The organism is Trichocoleus sp. AS-A1, assembly GCF_039962015.1.
In the GTDB taxonomy this organism is placed as follows: domain Bacteria; phylum Cyanobacteriota; class Cyanobacteriia; order Cyanobacteriales; family FACHB-T130; genus FACHB-T130.
On sequence record NZ_JAMPKG010000008.1, the window covers coordinates 114,859 to 131,544 of the forward strand.

At 47.6% G+C, this 16,686-nt stretch carries 18 protein-coding genes; 11 read left to right on the plus strand and 7 right to left on the minus strand.

The window, feature by feature from the left end; all coding sequences use genetic code 11:
* Positions 1 to 103 precede the first annotated feature (103 nt).
* Complete coding sequence (locus tag NC994_RS08515) at positions 104 to 1,150, minus strand: WD40 repeat domain-containing protein (protein WP_190432731.1); 1,047 nt, start codon at positions 1,148 to 1,150, stop codon at positions 104 to 106.
* A gap of 93 nt (positions 1,151 to 1,243) precedes the next feature.
* Here NC994_RS08515 and der point away from each other — a divergent pair, with 93 nt between their 5' ends.
* From der to NC994_RS08560, 9 genes are all read left to right on the plus strand, one after another.
* Positions 1,244 to 2,608, plus strand: a complete 1,365-nt coding sequence (der, locus tag NC994_RS08520) for a ribosome biogenesis GTPase Der (RefSeq protein ID WP_190410755.1) — start codon at positions 1,244 to 1,246, stop codon at positions 2,606 to 2,608.
* Positions 2,609 to 2,679: 71 nt separating this feature from the next.
* Positions 2,680 to 3,639: a CbiQ family ECF transporter T component gene (locus NC994_RS08525; protein ID WP_190432733.1), complete on the plus strand. Its 960-nt coding sequence runs from the start codon at positions 2,680 to 2,682 to the stop codon at positions 3,637 to 3,639.
* A gap of 15 nt (positions 3,640 to 3,654) precedes the next feature.
* The gene (locus NC994_RS08530) at positions 3,655 to 5,076 is read left to right on the plus strand and encodes an anthranilate synthase component I (RefSeq protein ID WP_190428587.1); all 1,422 of its coding nucleotides are present in this window, start codon (positions 3,655 to 3,657) and stop codon (positions 5,074 to 5,076) included.
* 87 nt (positions 5,077 to 5,163) lie between these two features.
* The gene (gene acpS, locus NC994_RS08535) at positions 5,164 to 5,556 is read left to right on the plus strand and encodes a holo-ACP synthase (RefSeq protein ID WP_190432734.1); all 393 of its coding nucleotides are present in this window, start codon (positions 5,164 to 5,166) and stop codon (positions 5,554 to 5,556) included.
* Positions 5,557 to 5,746: 190 nt separating this feature from the next.
* Positions 5,747 to 6,016 carry a transcriptional coactivator PipX gene (gene pipX, locus NC994_RS08540; protein WP_190410751.1) on the plus strand — a complete coding sequence of 90 codons (270 nt, stop codon included), beginning with the start codon at positions 5,747 to 5,749 and terminating at the stop codon, positions 6,014 to 6,016.
* A gap of 85 nt (positions 6,017 to 6,101) precedes the next feature.
* Positions 6,102 to 6,773 carry a YggS family pyridoxal phosphate-dependent enzyme gene (locus NC994_RS08545; RefSeq protein WP_190410750.1) on the plus strand — a complete coding sequence of 224 codons (672 nt, stop codon included), beginning with the start codon at positions 6,102 to 6,104 and terminating at the stop codon, positions 6,771 to 6,773.
* Between the two features lie 197 nt (positions 6,774 to 6,970).
* On the plus strand, positions 6,971 to 7,561 hold the full coding sequence (locus NC994_RS08550) for a cell division protein SepF (RefSeq protein ID WP_190410749.1): 591 nt from the start codon (positions 6,971 to 6,973) through the stop codon (positions 7,559 to 7,561).
* A 109-nt stretch (positions 7,562 to 7,670) separates the two neighbouring features.
* Positions 7,671 to 8,483, plus strand: a complete 813-nt coding sequence (proC, locus tag NC994_RS08555; RefSeq protein WP_190428584.1) for a pyrroline-5-carboxylate reductase — start codon at positions 7,671 to 7,673, stop codon at positions 8,481 to 8,483.
* Between the two features lie 60 nt (positions 8,484 to 8,543).
* Positions 8,544 to 10,070, plus strand: a complete 1,527-nt coding sequence (locus NC994_RS08560; protein ID WP_190432735.1) for a VanZ family protein — start codon at positions 8,544 to 8,546, stop codon at positions 10,068 to 10,070.
* Positions 10,071 to 10,140: 70 nt separating this feature from the next.
* Here NC994_RS08560 and plsY read toward each other — a convergent pair whose 3' ends face one another.
* From plsY to NC994_RS08580, 4 genes are all read right to left on the minus strand, one after another.
* Positions 10,141 to 10,815 carry a glycerol-3-phosphate 1-O-acyltransferase PlsY gene (gene plsY / locus NC994_RS08565; RefSeq protein ID WP_190432736.1) on the minus strand — a complete coding sequence of 225 codons (675 nt, stop codon included), beginning with the start codon at positions 10,813 to 10,815 and terminating at the stop codon, positions 10,141 to 10,143.
* 36 nt (positions 10,816 to 10,851) lie between these two features.
* On the minus strand, positions 10,852 to 12,144 hold the full coding sequence (locus NC994_RS08570) for a DUF3086 domain-containing protein (protein ID WP_190432737.1): 1,293 nt from the start codon (positions 12,142 to 12,144) through the stop codon (positions 10,852 to 10,854).
* Positions 12,145 to 12,210: 66 nt separating this feature from the next.
* The gene (locus NC994_RS08575; RefSeq protein WP_190410744.1) at positions 12,211 to 12,609 is read right to left on the minus strand and encodes a DUF3119 family protein; all 399 of its coding nucleotides are present in this window, start codon (positions 12,607 to 12,609) and stop codon (positions 12,211 to 12,213) included.
* A 137-nt stretch (positions 12,610 to 12,746) separates the two neighbouring features.
* Entirely contained in the window at positions 12,747 to 13,544 is a 798-nt protein-coding gene (locus tag NC994_RS08580) for an MlaE family lipid ABC transporter permease subunit (protein WP_190410743.1), read from the minus strand.
* 293 nt (positions 13,545 to 13,837) lie between these two features.
* Between NC994_RS08580 and NC994_RS08585 the strand changes: the two genes are divergently transcribed.
* Positions 13,838 to 14,131: a hypothetical protein gene (locus tag NC994_RS08585; protein WP_190410742.1), complete on the plus strand. Its 294-nt coding sequence runs from the start codon at positions 13,838 to 13,840 to the stop codon at positions 14,129 to 14,131.
* 200 nt (positions 14,132 to 14,331) lie between these two features.
* On the opposite strand, the gene glgA is transcribed toward NC994_RS08585, so the two are convergent.
* Together glgA and NC994_RS08595 are read right to left on the minus strand one after the other, a co-directional pair.
* Complete coding sequence (gene glgA, locus NC994_RS08590; protein ID WP_190432738.1) at positions 14,332 to 15,804, minus strand: glycogen synthase GlgA; 1,473 nt, start codon at positions 15,802 to 15,804, stop codon at positions 14,332 to 14,334.
* Positions 15,805 to 15,863: 59 nt separating this feature from the next.
* Entirely contained in the window at positions 15,864 to 16,007 is a 144-nt protein-coding gene (locus tag NC994_RS08595; RefSeq protein WP_190432739.1) for a hypothetical protein, read from the minus strand.
* On the opposite strand from NC994_RS08595, the gene NC994_RS08600 reads away from it, so the two are divergent.
* The gene (locus NC994_RS08600; protein ID WP_190432740.1) at positions 15,992 to 16,555 is read left to right on the plus strand and encodes a Uma2 family endonuclease; all 564 of its coding nucleotides are present in this window, start codon (positions 15,992 to 15,994) and stop codon (positions 16,553 to 16,555) included. The two genes, NC994_RS08595 and NC994_RS08600, sit on opposite strands and share 16 nt — an antisense overlap.
* Positions 16,556 to 16,686 lie beyond the last annotated feature (131 nt).

A 16,686-nucleotide genomic window follows, 5' to 3' on the forward strand; every position in this document is an offset into this window, starting at 1 on the left:
GATCGCGTTTTTAAATTTGCACCGCAACGGACAATGGCAGAGGAAAGTTGAAAAGCTGGCATCATATCCACTTGAAAATTGTCAATCAGAAAAACTTTCCTATTCACTCTTGAGCAGGCACCTGCCAAATCTTAATGCTGCCATCATGGCTGCCAGTCGCTAAAGTTTGCCCATCGGGACTGAAAGTGAAGGAATTTACTTTACTGTCATCTCCTGCCAGAGTGCTTTTGAGTTCGCCAGTGCGAGGATTCCACAGTTTGATTGCATTGTCCAAACTGCCGCTGGCGATTGTCTGTCCCTTGGGGCTGAAAGCAACAGAATTAATTAACGTGGCATTTCCCTTCAAAGTAGCGATCGCTTCCCCGTTACGAGGATTCCACAGCTTGATGGTGCCGTCATTACTGCCACTCGCCAGGAGTTTTCCATCGGGACTGAAGGCGACGGAATTTACCCAATCAGAATGCCCTTCCAGGGTACGAATGCGGATGCCCGTGCGCGGATTCCATAAGTTGATCGAGCGATCGGCACTACCACTGGCTAATGTTTGCCCATCCGGGCTAAAGGTAACGCAATTCACCGCATCTAAATTCCCCGTCAAGGTGTGGATGAGTTCCCCGTTGCTCAGCTTCCAAAGCTTGATCGTCTTGTCTAAACCAGCACTGGCTAAAGTTTTTCCATCAGGACTGATGGCAATGGATAAAACTGAACTGGAATCCCCGTTAAGGGTGTGGATGAGTGCCCCGTTACTGAGTTGCCATATCTTGATGGTGCCGTCATAACTGCCACTGGCGACAAGTTTTTTATCCGGACTAATGGCAACGGCATGAATGGGTTTAATATGTCCTGCTAGGGTACGGATGCGGATACCTTTGGGTAAATTCCACAACTTGATAGTGCCATCTTCACCGCCACTGGCAAGAATCTGCCCATCGGTACTGATGGCGATCGCCTGCACATACTTAGAATGCCCTGTAAGCGTGTTGAGTGGCTGGGCTGGCTGAGATGCCGTAGTTGATGTAGAGGCTAAGGTTAAATCCTCCCCTTTTACAGGGTTGGCAGAGGATTCGAGCGAACTGCATCCAGTCAAAGTCGTCACTGCACCCAAAGCGATCGCCACGAAAACTTTTCCGAACGTTGGCTGATGTGTCATGGATAGTCACCGCAGAAAACATCACGTCTATCCAGGATGGATACAATATAAATTTGGAGCTGTCATCATCCACTCGGATGAGCATATCTGGTTATGTCCCTGCCTGTTGTCGCTATTATCGGTCGCCCGAATGTGGGCAAATCTACTCTTGTCAATCGATTGGCAGGTGTACAAGACGCCATTGTGCATGATGAACCTGGAGTCACGCGCGATCGCACCTATCGTTCCGCCTTCTGGGAAGACCGGGAGTTTGTCATCGTCGATACCGGCGGCTTGGTGTTTAATGATGACACCGAGTTTTTACCCCTAATTCGGGAACAGGCAATGTTGGCACTCTCAGAAGCGAGTGCAGCAATCTTTGTCGTCGATGGTCAGAGTGGGTTAACAGCAGCGGATGAAACGATCGCCGACTGGTTGCGTCAACAACCCGTGCCCGTCCTGCTAGCGGTGAATAAATGCGAATCCTCCGAACAAGGTCTCACCCAAGCAATGGAGTTTTGGGAACTGGGATTGGGCGAACCCTTCCCCGTCTCTGGGATTCATGGAAGTGGTACCGGCGAATTACTCGATGCCCTGATTACCTATATCGTGCCAGCAGGAGAAATCCCAGAAACTGAAGAAATTAAAGTCGCCATTGTCGGACGTCCCAATGTCGGGAAATCCAGCTTGTTGAACGCTTTTGTCGGCGAAAATCGTTCTATCGTTAGCCCCATCTCTGGCACAACCCGCGATGCCATCGATATGGTAGTAGAACGCAACGGTAAAACCTACCGATTGATCGATACCGCCGGGATTCGCAAAAAGAAAAACGTTGAATACGGCCCGGAATTTTTTGGGATTAATCGCGCCTTTAAAGCGATTCGTCGCGCCGACGTGGTTTTGTTAGTCATTGACGCGGTGGATGGCATCACCGAACAAGACCAAAAACTGGCTGGGCGGATTGATGAAGAAGGTCGCGCTTGCGTCATCGTCATCAATAAGTGGGATGCTGTTGAAAAGGATTCCTACACCATCTACGAGTTTGAACGCAACTTTAAAGGACGGTTGAACTTTATCGATTGGGCAGAAACAATTTTTGTCAGCGCTCAAACAGGTCAGCGGGTGGAAAAAATTCTAGATTTAGTGAATACAGCAGCCGAACAACACAAACGCCGCGTCACGACTGCTGTAATTAATGAAGTGCTACAAGAAGCGATTTCTTGGGTTTCCCCGCCCACGACCCGCCAAGGACGTCAGGGCAAGATTTATTACGGCACCCAAGTGAGCAGCCAACCTCCAGCGATCGCGCTATTTGTCAACGATCCCAAGCGCTTCAATGACAACTATCGCCGCTACATCGAAGGTCAATTCCGAAAACAGTTGGGTTTTACTGGAACCCCAGTACGCTTATTCTGGAGAGGGAAAAAAGTCCGCGAGGTGGAAGCGGGCAGTCGTAGTAACCGAGCTACTCGCGTTTAATCGATTAAAAATTAAAAATGTAAAATGAATTTTTGCATTTTTAATTTTTAATGTTTAATTTTTAATTTTCTATGGATTTACTGCGATCGCTGCCGCTGGGGCTGTACCTCGAACAACCAATCACTTGGCTGCATCACCTCGACCCCAGGGTGAAAATAGCTTGGTTGATGAGCTTTCTCATCGCTCCAGTCCTGGCAAATCCCATCTGGCGCATCGCTCTGGCGGTGCTGCTAGTTGCCATTACTGTGACGGCGGCGATTCCATTGCGCGTATGGAAGCAACAAATGGGTTGGCTGTTGATGCTGTGCTTTTTTGTCTTCATCCTGAGCATGATTGCTCCCGATGGACTTGGAGCAGACTCTCAGCGACGCCTCCCAGCCGATGAAATATCTTTTATTCAGACTGCTACTCCCAAGCCAGGAGTTGTCAAATCCGCTGCAACTCAAAAACCAGAGGCGACAAAACCAGTCTCCTCTCAAAACCCTTCAAACTACCGTTACGTGCTGTTCCACCAAGGGCCAGTCAAAATTACTCGCAAGTCCTTGGCGCTAGCGATTAACGTGAGTACCTTACTATTTACCTTAATTTACAGCACCAACCTGTTTTTGCTGACCACAGCTCCAGAGGAAATTACTGCGGGGATCGAGAGTTTGATGCGACCGCTGCGAGCATTCAAATTTCCCGTGACAGAAATTGCTCTAACTTTGACTTTATCATTGCGGTTTATTCCCCTGGTTTTAGAAGAAGTGCAGAATTTAGTTCGTTCCGTGCGGACACGGGCAATTAACTGGAAAAAACTGGGCATCCGCAAAAGTCTGCAACTTTGGTTGATGGTCGCCGAACGATTGCTAGAAAATCTCCTCTTAAGAGCCGAACAAATTGCAAGCGCCATGAAGGTTCGCGGCTTTACCAGCCCCGATAGCCATCGCGTCCAATGGCACCAGTTGCGTCTCAAGAAGAGCGACTGGGCAGGATTGGTGAGTTTGGTCGTACTTTGGGGGGCACGGCTGATGTGGGGATGGGAAAGTTAAAAATTAAAAATTAATATGAAACCTTGGTTCTGGCGATCGCTTCCTCTACAACATCGAACTGGCTCAGAAGTATTCGCCGCCCTGTTTCTGGACGCTGGTAAAATTGCTACCCTACTCGAAAGTCCCTACAATCCGCTCCTTCAACACTCAACTGAAGCCAAGAACGCGATCGCCAGATATTCGATTTGTGCCGGTGCGCCGCGCTTTATAGATGGTGTACAGGCAGTGTGGACTCCACCCGTTGGCGAGATCCTCCCCTTCCTACGCCGCTTGCGGCAACGTTCTGCCTTCAGGGATGAATCTCTACAGCCGTCACTACCTTTCACTGGCGGCTGGCTGGGATGGCTGGGTTATGACCTCGCTTGGGAGATCGAGCAGCTACCCAATCTAAATTCTGACCCCCTACCATTCCCGGTTGCTTATTGGTATGAACCAGCATCCTTTGCTGTCCTCGACCATTGGGAACAAACCCTATGGCTAGCCGCTAGCGATGAAGCCGAACTCGATTTCTTGCAAAGCCTGCTGGAAAGCCGAACGCAGTACGGGATAGCAGAGGAGCCAGCATCTTCAATCCAAAATCCAAAATCCCCCCATTTCCATTTTTGGACGCCCCAAACTGATTACGAAGATGCGGTGCGGCAAGCGAAAAAGTATATCCGAGCCGGAGATATCTTTCAGGCAAATCTTTCCCTACGCTTTGAAAGCCGCGTAACCGCCAGTCCTTGGGCAATTTATCAAGCGTTACACCAAATCAATCCTTCTCCCTTTGCCAGCTATTGGCAGACCCCGTGGGGGGCACTCATCAGCTGTTCTCCAGAACGATTGGTTCAAATGCAAGATCGACAAGCGCAAACGCGACCGATTGCAGGAACGCGATCGCGTGGCACTACCCCCGCCCTCGACGAGCATCTGGCGCAAGACTTGATTGCCAATGCCAAAGAAAGAGCCGAACACATTATGTTGGTGGATTTAGAGCGAAACGACTTGGGGCGAGTGTGCGAGTGGGGTTCTGTAGAAGTTAACGAACTTTTCACCGTTGAGCGCTACAGCCATGTCATGCACCTCGTGAGCAACGTCATCGGCAAAATCCGCCCAAACTACGACGCTGTTGACCTGATTCGCGCCTTCTTCCCAGGCGGTACTATCACTGGGTGTCCGAAAGTCCGCTGTATGGAAATCATTGAAGAACTCGAACCCGTGCGTCGCAATTTGTTCTACGGTTCCTGTGGCTTTCTCGATTGGCGCGGGCACCTAGATTTAAATATCTTGATCCGCACCCTCCTCTATCCCAAGCGTGCCGATGCAGCGATGGTTTACGGGCAAGTCGGGGCGGGAATCGTTGCCGATAGCGATCCAGAACGAGAATGGCATGAGTCTCTACACAAAGCTCAAGCTCTGCTAGCAGCCTTGGGAAGTTTTAATGTTATTAGTGATTAGTTCTGGGTCATCAGTCCAGTGCCATTGGCGAATGGCTGCCAGACAGGGTTTTGAAGAGCTACTCTTCTATTAGCAACTAGCAACAGAATGATTCGGCTGGGAACAGATATTGTTTATATGCCTCGAATTAAAGCCGCTGTTGAACGCTTTGGCGATCGCTTCTTGCAGCGCGTCTATACTTTTGATGAACAACAAGATTGCGGCTACACTCAGGACGATATCAGTCGCCTCTCTATCAACCAGCTAGCAGGGCGCTGGGCGGCAAAAGAAGCCGTTGCTAAAGCACTGGGAACTGGATGGCGGGGAGTCAGCTACACCGATATTGAGATTCGACGTTTACCCACAGGTGCGCCGCAAGTATTTCTTCACCATTCAGCCGCCGCCCAGACAGCAGGGTGGGAAGATTGTCAGTGGCAGCTAAGCATCAGCCATGATGGCGATTATTCGGTAGCCACCGCCATCCTCGTTTGCTCACCCTGAAAAGTGTCGCCAATTCCCAAACATTCTCTCTGAGGTGCCCGAATACAAGCTATCATCTGCATAGTTTGAACTAGAGTGAAACATCTTGGGTTTCAACAGAGAGCGGCTGGCGCGAGTCGTACTGCCGCTTAAACTCTTCGACTTTTCCCAATCTCTCCCTTAGGGATGGGCATTCTTCGCGTGGATGTTAATGAGCAGCGAAACCTATTTAAATCACCCTACATTTGGCTTACTTTACAGAGTGTGTCTGCTTGAGGACAGCCAGGAACTATTTACGACCCTTTATGCCCAGCGTCTCTTCTTTTTGGTGAATACCAGTCCTACCGGCATCACGTTTGAACCGATTACCCGCAGCGATGGTCGCCTCATGGTGGAAAACCGTTTGCGGATGCTCCGTCGCAACGGTCAAATGGAGGAGTACACCCAACTTCAGGCTATTCATAAGCGAACATTTCAATAGGGGCAAGCAATTAAAAATTAAAAAATCCTTTTTAATGCAAGCATTTTTAATTTTTGCTTCCCTGTTTATTTTCAAGTGAAGTCAAATGACTGGAGCGATCGCCCAACGCCTTTCTGAAATTCGCCAGCAACTACCGGAATCTGTCCGCCTCATCGCCGTTACGAAACAGGTTTCCCCTGAAGCCATGCGCGAAGCTTATGCAGCGGGAGTAAGGGATTTCGGCGAAAGTCGCATCTCTGAAGCTGAACTTAAACAAGCGCAACTGCAAGATTTACCAGACATCACCTGGCACCTGATTGGACACCTTCAAAGTAATAAAGCTCGAAAAGCCCTAGAACAATTTCAGTGGATTCACTCGATAGATAGTTTAAAATTAGCCCAACGATTAAACGAACTGGCGCTTGAGCTGTCGCGATCGCCCTTCATCTGCCTGCAAGTGAAACTACTGCAAGATCCCAACAAGTATGGGTGGACAGTTCCTCAACTGCTTGCCGATTTACCAGCCCTGAATGAGTGCTACAATCTGCAAATTCAAGGTTTGATGACAATCCCGCCTTTCGATCTCAAGGCTTCTGAAATCCTGTCAGTTTTCGATAGAACCCGCAAACTAGCCGATGAAATCAGACAGCAAAACTGGTCAAATATTCAAATGCAGCAGCTATCAATGGGAATGTCAGGTGATTACCCGCTAGCTGTGCAATCTGGGGCAACAATGATACGTTTGGGGCGAATTCTTTTTGGAGAACGGGCATCCTGAAAAGCCCCACTATGCTTACAAATGTCAACATCTATTCCGAACAGATGAGTGGGGTAATGAAGAGGCATCGGATATTATATTGCCAGCACGACTATATGATTATTATTGTCGTTTCCTTAAACTAGGACTGCTGCCTCAAGGGTGCCCTGCGATCCCAGCCCCAAAGTCTAACCTTAAATCGTGATGGAGCGTGAACTGTGAATAATATTTTTTCTAAGCTACGAGATTTCGTGGGTCTCAATGAGCCAGCTCAATACGAGTATGACGAGTACGAAGAAGCCGAGGGAGAAGAGTACCAAAATCTCTATCAAGAACAGCATCCTCAACCGACGACAGCAGAAGAAGAACGTCGCCAGAGCCGTCGAGCGCGGACAAACACACCTGTTGCAAGAGAAATAGAAATGGGGACAACAATGAATAATGTAATTGGGATGCCCGGTTCGGTGAATGGAATTTCGGAAGTGATCGTGATGGAGCCACGTTCTTTTGAAGAAATGCCCCAAGCGATTCAAGCTTTGCGCGAGCGGAAGTCAGTCGTGTTAAACCTGACGATTATGGATCCAGATCAGGCGCAACGAGCTGTAGACTTTGTTGCCGGTGGCACTTATGCGATCGATGGGCACCAAGAGCGGATTGGCGAAAGTATCTTTCTGTTTACACCGAGTTGTGTTCAAGTCAGTACCCAGACTGGCGTGGTTCACGAAGTGCCTCAACCACAAGTCCGGATTCCCCGTCCCTCTGCCCCCTCCCCAGCTTGGTCAAACGAACCGACCCGGATGGCGCAGTAAAATTTCTGAGTCGAGACGCTTGTTAGCGGTCAATGGTCAGTCGTAACGACTAAAAACAACTGACCGCCGACAACGGACTTTTCATGCTGATAAGGATTGGGGGACGAGGTTGGCTACTAAATTCGGCATGATTGGTGGCGGGGTAATGGGAGAAGCTCTATTATCCCGCCTGATGCAAAAACAGCTTTATGCCACAGAAGAAGTCTTGGTGAGTGAGCCGCAAAGAGAGCGGCGAGACTTTTTGGCACAGCAGTACGGCATCCAGGTGACGGCAGAGAATCGGGCGGTGGCGGCGGCAAAGGATGTGCTGTTACTGGCGATTAAACCTCAAGTGTTTGCAGCAGTGGCGGCAGACTTAGAGAAGGAAATTTCTGCCCAAGCGTCGCCGCCAGTGGTGATTTCGATTATGGCGGGTGTTTCTTTGAGTCAACTGGAAGCAGCTTTTCCCCAGGCTCCAGCGATTCGGGCGATGCCGAATACTCCGGCGACGGTAGGGGCAGGAATGAGTGCGATCGCGCTGGGTCAGTACGCCACCCAGCAGCATCTAGAACAAGCAAAGGCGATCTTCCAGGCGGTGGGAGAGGTTGTTGAAGTGCCAGAATCTTTAATGGATGCGGTGACAGGGCTTTCGGGTTCGGGTCCCGCTTATGTGGCGCTGATGGTGGAAGCACTCGCAGATGGTGGGGTAGCGGCTGGATTGCCAAGAGCGATCGCGTCTTCGTTAGCCCTGCAAACCGTCTTGGGGACTGCCCATCTGTTGCACGAATCGGGAATGCATCCCGCTCAACTAAAAGACCGCGTGACTAGCCCTGGAGGTACAACTATTGCTGGGATTGCCCAGTTAGAAAGGGCTGGTTTCCGCTCGGCTTTGATTGAGGCAGTGGTGGCGGCTTCTCGGCGCTCTCAGGAGCTTGGTCGTTAATGCATCGCTGAATACTCTTTTCCGGCTACCAAAAGTAAAATGATTTGTTAAAAATCCTTTATGCGGCAAAAATGGGCAAATAAAGTCTTTATTTTTAGCCTTTTGCTGATACTGGTCGTTACACTTTTTCCTTACGATTTTGCCTTTAAAGAGAATGCTAGTAAAATAAATTATCGCTTTCTCACTTCAGAATTTTTTAAGTTAAGAAATTTTTACGACTTAATCACTAACGTTTTATTATTCTCCCCCTTTGGTTTCGTCTTTTCCTGCTTGATGCAGCAAAAAAGATTCTTAGGGAGAAAGACACTTGTTTTCATCTTATTAGCTTCTTTTTGTTTAAGTTTTACAATTGAGATTTTACAGTTATTTATTCCTTCTCGAAGTTCCTCTTTTGTCGATATTGGTGCCAGTATTTTAGGTGCTTTTATCGGTTTTTTAAGCTTTCGTTTAGGGGGAGATAAAAGCCTAGGAGCAGCCTTAAATCTTCTTAGAAGTAGTAAGAGTTTTCTTTCAATCAAAAAGTTAACGGCTGCTTTTATTGGATATATTATATTGATTTTTATAACGACGCTCCTTTGGCAAAATTCTGGAAGTCTCAGTAATTGGAATCACACTTTCCCGCTGAGTCTTGGCAACGAGCCAACCGGAAATAGACCTTGGAAAGGATATATTTCAGAGCTATACGTCGCGAATAAAGCAGTTTCCGATCAAGAAGCAGAATCCGCCTTTTCCTCGGAAATTCCATTTTCTGCAATCAAAAAAGACCTAGTAGCGGTATATCAATTGACTGGTACAGGTAGTTACCCCGATTTAACTGGGCACCTTCCAGATTTATCTTGGCGAGGCAATTTCCCAACTACTCAGGATCAAAGGGGTGCTTCTCTCGATTCCAATCATTGGCTAGAGACAAAAAGCTCTGTAGCTTTAATGACCCAAAAGATTGCTGAAACTTCTCAATTTACAATAGGTGCCGTTGTCGCTACTGCTGACACAATGCAGGCTGGCCCTGCTCGAATTATTTCCCTTTCAGCAGATGATGAAAGCCGCAATTTTACCCTTGGGCAAAAGGGAGCGGATTTGGTGTTTCGAGTGCGAACTCCAGTCACCGGAAAAAATGCAACAAACTATCAACTAGCTGTTCCAAATGTTTTTGGTGACACCAAGAATCATCAGATACTTCTTACCTATGAAGGGTCAATTCTTAAAATTTATATAGATGGATTGAAACAACCTTATTCACTGAAACTGGTTCCGGAGGTGATGATTTTTCAGTTATTACCTTTTGATGCTAATAGTATTAATCTAGAAATCTACAAAATTTTCTATTATGGATTGATTTTTATCCCTATTGGCTTCTTTCTAGCACTCATTAGTGCAAGAGCCAGAGGAAAACTTATTTTTTATGCCGTATTGCTTTTTGGAGGAATTTTATTCCCATCTTTAATATTAGAAGCCATATTAGCGATTGGAACCCAGAGAGAAATTAGGCTAGATAATCTACTATTTAGCATGGCACTAGCTGTTAGCACCATGCTGATAGTGAAAAGGTGGGCTAACTCTTGGTTACGCAGGGAGATAACAGCATAAAAACGAGTAAAGATGCGAAATGACGTTTAGTATCACAACGCCTACGCATCTCTATAAGTTAGGAAATAAGTTAGGAACTTTGTTCGAGTTCTGTTGATAATTTTTGACCGATTTGGGGTTCGGTACCGGCAAGTAAACGCTCAATATTGCTGCGGTGTCGCCAGATGACGTAGATACCGCCAGCGATCGCAAAGATTAGATAAGGTAACGGCTGCTTGAAAATTAACATCCAAACCGAAACCGCGATCGCACCCGCAATGGAACCGAGGGAAACAATTCGGGAAAAGGCAATAACTGTGCCAAACACCGCTGCTGTTCCCAACGCAACAGGTAAGGACATGGCAAATAAAACGCCCAGGCTCGTGGCAACTGATTTCCCGCCCGTGAAGTTCAGCCAGACAGATTTACTATGACCGATGCTGGCAGCGAATCCGGTGCCAGCAACTAACCAAGATTCCCAGGTGACAGGCAGGACAGACGTTGGCGCAAAAGTTGGCGCGAAGGCATAGAAGGCGTAAACCAAAGCGATCGCGCCGACTCCTTTAAATAGATCGATCAGTAACACCGCGATGGCTGGCCCTTTTCCCAGGTTTCTGAGAACATTGGTGGCACCCGTAGAACCAGATCCCTGCTCTCGAATATCAATCCCTTTGAGCCAGCGTCCTGCCAAATAACCTGTAGGAATCGAGCCTAAGAGATAGGCTGCGATTAACAATGCCCCACTTAAAGCCAGCTGTAGACCCATCTAACGCCTCTTGCTTGTAGCTCAATTCGTCTGTCGCTAATATCTCATATCAGCGGACATCTGCTGAGGATCGGGTGCAAAAGCTAACCACAGAGGAAATTGCAGCAGCGACAGATTAATCTGATCTTCTGTCTCATCAATGATAATTAGCGGCATCTGGCGTTCCTTAACTAAACGCTCTGCCTTTTGCACAACCGCTTCTGGGGATTCAAACAAAACGATTCCCTGTTCTGGACCAAAATCAGAGCGGGAAATGCCCAGACAGTCTTGCAAACCCCGTCGCCATTCTCCCAATCGTTCTGGGGAGTTGGCGAGGATCAGGGCGCGAACGCGATCGCCATACAGCGTGCTTAATACCGAGATGACGGAAGAAGCAATCAGGATATTTTGCAGGCGACTGCCCATTGTCCGCAAAGCGCCTCTTCCTCCTTGCGTGAAAAACCAGTTCGCAACTCGCTCCGCATGAACCGGCTCAAAGGTACGACGCAATTGCCAGGGCGGGCCATAATAGTCAGGTCGCGTCCGGTACTGGTCTAAAATACTGCGAATTTGTTTTGCAGTTGATTGAAAGCTCTGTTCTGTAAATTTGGGGTTTACAGGCGATGCAGCCTTCGACTCTTCCACGACTGGAACTGCCTTCGGGGGTTCTGGTTCCTTCTGGAGTTGCAATTCTTCTGCCGCTACTACCAAATCTTGTAAGCTACCGACCAGATAATCTTTAAAGCCTTGCACCCGAATGGCTAATTCTTGGGAGGTGCCAGCAAAGGTTCTTCGCATTTCCTCTCGGATGCGTTCCCGTCGTCGTTCCAGTTGTTCAACGGAAATTTGTAGTGTTTGTCTGCGTTGTTCCAGATCGTTCAAAGACTCCTGCACCAGACGGTTTAACGCCGCTTGGGTTTGAGCCAGCTGGTCTTGCAGAACTTTATTATGAGAAGCTTGCAGGGCGGCAATTTCCTGAATTAATGCCTCTTCCTGCTGTTGTAAATCAGCCACCCGTTGCTCTAAAACAGAGACGGAATTTTCCATCGCTACTGTTATATTTGGCTCCTCAGCATTATCTGATTCCTCAACAACGGCGACTACAGTTATATCTGGCTCCTCAGGCTCCTCAGCATTATCTGATTCCTCAACAACGGCGGCAATTTCCGCTTCTGAATCATCAAATGCCTCCACAACAGCGGCAATTTGTAATGCTATAAGATTGTCTGAGGCTGGATCGGCAGTTACAGTTTCCTCTTGTGGCGCTTCTAAATTGTCCGATGCTTCAACAACTGGCTGTTGCTTTTGTTCTTGTTCTTGTTCTTGGGTTTGAGGTTCGTCTGAATTCATCTAACAATTAACACTTAACAACTAACAATTAACTACTCATCTGTAAGGACGCGCATCTGTGTATCCCTACGCACTTGCTTTTGGACAGCGTTGTTCCAAGCAAGTTTTTAGCATTTTGGGATCGAAGAGAACCGGCAAAAAGTGAATGCTTTTAACTTCTTTGAAGTAAAACAGAATCGGCACTGGAGTCCAGAATATCTGCCAATTTTGCCATTCCTGGTAGGGAAAACGCCGAATTAAGGTTTGGGAACGATAAACATCTAATGCTGTTTCGGTGAATTGCAGGCGAATCGTTGCCGCCTGAAACAGCAAGAACAAACCAAATGCAGCGATCGCTAAACTCACCCAAGGTTGAACGAATAACAGCCCAATCGAAGCCGCCACTAACACCAAAGGAATTGCGTAGCTGGGTGCCAGTTCAACAGTTTGTGAAGGTAAAGAAGATGTAGTAGTAGTCACAGGCATAAACCCGATATTGTAAACTATCGTACTAGACCTACCCACTTTCTTAGCGTTCAAGCTGAAGTGGGGCGGCAGTTCAAATCCTGATTCGAGATTCAAGCTCAGGATTGCAACTTTATTTATTTTAAAGGTTTTCCGCCTCAGACCCCTTTAAGTACGGCACTGCCCGTTCCCTGAAACATCAACCACGATAAGAAAAAGTTAGAAATAAAGATAGCTAGCAAAGCTGTGACGACTGCTGTGGTGGTCGATTGTCCAACACCTTTTGCTCCCCCAGTGGTTGTTAAGCCCCAACTGCAACCAATTACGGCAATCAGCGCCCCAAAGAAAAATGCCTTAATTAAGGCACTACACAAATCCCAGACTTGCAGGAAATTCCGGGCAGACTCTAAAAATACATTTGGGGCAATTCCGTAGAGATTTCTGGCAATGAGCAATCCCCCTGCCATGCCAGTGAGGATAGACAAAATGGTTAAAACTGGCAGCATTAAGCAGCAGGCGATCGCGCGGGGAATCACTAGGTAATCAATCGGGTCGGTTTTCAGCATATAGAGGGCGTCGATTTGCTCGGTGACGCGCATCGTGCCAATTTCAGCGGCAAACGCCGAACCGACTCGTCCTGCCAAAATCACGGCAGTCAGGACGGGGCCAAGTTCCCGGCATAAGGAAAGCGCTAACACTCCGCCCACAGCACTGCCCGCACCCAAGTTGACAAATTCTCGCGCCACCTGAATGGTGAATACCATGCCGACAAAACCGGCTGTTACCAACGCAATTAAGAGCGATTCTGGGCCAACCATCGCCATTTGGTCGAGGGTGTTGCGCCGATGGATTTTTTTTGTCAGAAGGTGAACGACCACCTGCCCACCCAGCAAAATCGCCGCCAGCAACCGCTGACCCCATAACTCTAAGCTGGAACTGGAAGGAGTCTCGCTCAAGGATGTCCTGCTGACTCAACGACTTTGTAAAGCATAGCTGATGAGTGGCGACGACCTACAAGAATCTCTTTTGTACTGTTCGCACGGCTGTGGCTCAGCACTCTGGGCGCGGGGCTGGGGAATCTCTGGGAGATTCCTGAGATATATTTACGGACTTTAAACAAGATTTTTAAGGTTTATTTAAGATTTCTGACAGATCGGGATAGTGACAGCGATCGCTTCTATCGTATATAGAAGTTGAAAGTATCGTTCCCAATTCACCCGCTCGGCAGTTCATTCGCACTTACGGTTTCATGAACATTTTGCCTAACTATTTCCGTTCCCTACTCTTGACGAGTTTTCTTAGCTTCACCGCCCCGATTCTGCTGTTCGCTAGTGTGTTGGCAAGTCTGTCCATACTAGGTTACATTCCTCTCCTTGAAGCAGTCAGTCAGTGCGGCAGAGCGGTAATTTTAGAGTTTCTTACCGTCTTCGGCAGCGGATGTTCCATTGAAGGTCTCCTGGTAATCGGTTTTACCTGTAGTGTTGCTGGAGCCATGTTTGACACCTACGCCTTTTATCGTTACCAAAATTTACGTGGAAATTAATCTTTCGCGATCGCTTTCGTCGTTGCCAAATCCCCAACCATCAACAAGCGTTCTGTTGCGCGATCGCAGTTCTGACAGAATTTGTTAGAGAATGCCGTCTCTACCCAAAGTCTCTACCCAAGTTAGGTAATTGTGCCCCCAAAAGCGAGGCACAACCACAAAAGACTTACTTTACAGATTCCACCGATCGCAATTTCGCTTCATTTGTGTCGGATCTGGTCGTAAATCTTCAAATATTCCGCCCCTGGATCTTTCCACGAGTAGTCATACTCCATACCCTGGAGCGCAAGCTGACAAAACTCTTCGGGATGGTTGTACCACACCTTAAAAGCACGCTCCATTGCTGATTCAAACGCAGGCTCATCACTGTGCTCGAACACAAAACCATTCCGTTTTTCCGGGGGCTTTGTTTGGTCGTAGTCTCGGTCAAACACAGTATTCACCAGTCCACCAACTGCCCGCACGACTGGCACCGTGCCGTACTTTAAGCCAATCATCTGAGTCAGTCCGCACGGTTCGTAGTTGCTAGGGACAATAATCATATCCGCCCCGGCATAGATCAAGTGGGATAACTCTTCATTAAAGCCAAGTTCTAGATGAACGTCAGGATTCTCATTCAAAAAGGCTTTTTCGTGCTGGAAATGGGTATTGATTCCCGGTTCCGTTGCCGAACCCAACAACACAAATTGCGCCCCATTGTTGAGTGCGTAGTAGATCGCATGATGGACAAGATGAACGCCTTTTTGAGCGTCTAAACGACCGATGTAGGCAATGATAGGTTTATCAACGTCGCGGAGCAAAAGTCTCTCCCGGAGGGCTTTTTTAGTCTCGGCTTTCCCTTCTAGATTCTCTTTGCTGTAATGAGTGGGTATATAGCGATCGCTTTCGGGATTCCAAAAATCAGGATCGATGCCGTTGAGTACGCCAGTGAATTTATCCTGGTGCAGATGTAAGGTATGACCTAAACCAGATCCAATCTCCGTGCAACGCGCTTCCCAAGCATGGTGAGGCGAAACTGTCGTCACGGCGTTGGCGTAAACAATCCCCCCTTTCATAAAGTTCAAGGCAAAAGGGTTGAAGTTGTCTTGGAGGCGATCGTAAGTGAAGTAGTAAGATTCGTTATTCAGCCCGGTTGCCCACAGGGTCTCTTTACCGCCCATCCCTTGATGTTTGAAATTGTGAATGGTGTAGCAAACCCGTTGAAGACCCATCTCATACTTGTAATTCTCGAAGAGCATGACTGGAATTAAGCCGGTCTGCCAGTCATGGCAATGAATGATATCGGGTCGCTTGTTGCTTTGGAGGAGAAATTCTAAAGCGGCTTTGCTGAAGAACGCAAACCGCATATTGTCGTCGTTACACCCGTAATAACAGCCTCGATTGAAGAAATTATCTTCAGAGTGGGGTTCGATAAAGAAACACAGCCGCCCGTGTACCCAGCCGCAATAAACAGAACAGTGGACTTTACCGCCATACCAGGGTACCCACAAATCGCGGTAAGCATCGTGAAGTCCCCAGATGTGGTCGTACCGCATGCAATCGTACTTAGGCAAAATCAGCTCGACGCAATTTCCCTGATTTTCTAACTCCCGACTCAGCCCGTAAACGACATCTCCCAAACCACCAGCTTTGATGACCGGAGCGCATTCAGAGGCAATTTGTACGATGTACATCCTTACTCCTCCTGAGATAGAAATCTATTTTCTTAATTTCACAAAAGTATATATACACCTCAGCAATAGCGACCCCGCCATTCGGTATAAACAAGCCGAACACCGTGGTTTGATTCCGGCTGCGTCCGCTGAATGCGACCCGTAGAATAGACAAAGCTCGTCTGAGTTCTTTTGGAGGCGATCGCAAATGGTACGGACACCATCTAAACCCTTAACCTTGGAAGAGTTTCTGAAGCTACCAGAAACCAAACCCGCCAGTGAATACATTGAGGGACAAATTATTCTAAAGCCAATGCCGCAGGGGAAACACAGCATAATTCAGACAGAACTACCCACGGTTATCAACACAGTTGTTAAGCCTCAGCGTGTTGCAAGAGCTTTTTCAGAACTGCGATGTACTTTTGGCGGACGTTCAATTGTCCCTGATGTCTCAGTATTTATCTGGGATAAAATTCCCCGCGATGATAATGGCGAAATTACTAACGTTTTTCAGATAGCTCCTGATTGGGTAATTGAAATCTTATCGCCCGACCAAAGCCAAACGAAAGTTACAAAGAATATTCTGCATTGTCTAAAATATGCAACTCTAATGGGTTGGTTGATCGATCCAAAAGAGCAAACAGTATTTGTTTATCTTCCAACTCAACTTTTAGAATTATTTGATGAACCAGAACAGCAACTTCCCGTGCCATCTTTTGCTAATGAACTGCGACTGACAGTAGAAGAGTTGTTTGGTTGGCTGTTGGCGTAACTTAAATTAAATAGCGATCTCGTCTTGGTCTGTTTGAGTTAGGCGATCGCTTTCAATATGTTTATCCAGGAAAATCTCTAGCTTTCTTCTACCGATGTGGAAGAAAGATGGTTGTAATAAGCAACTTATTG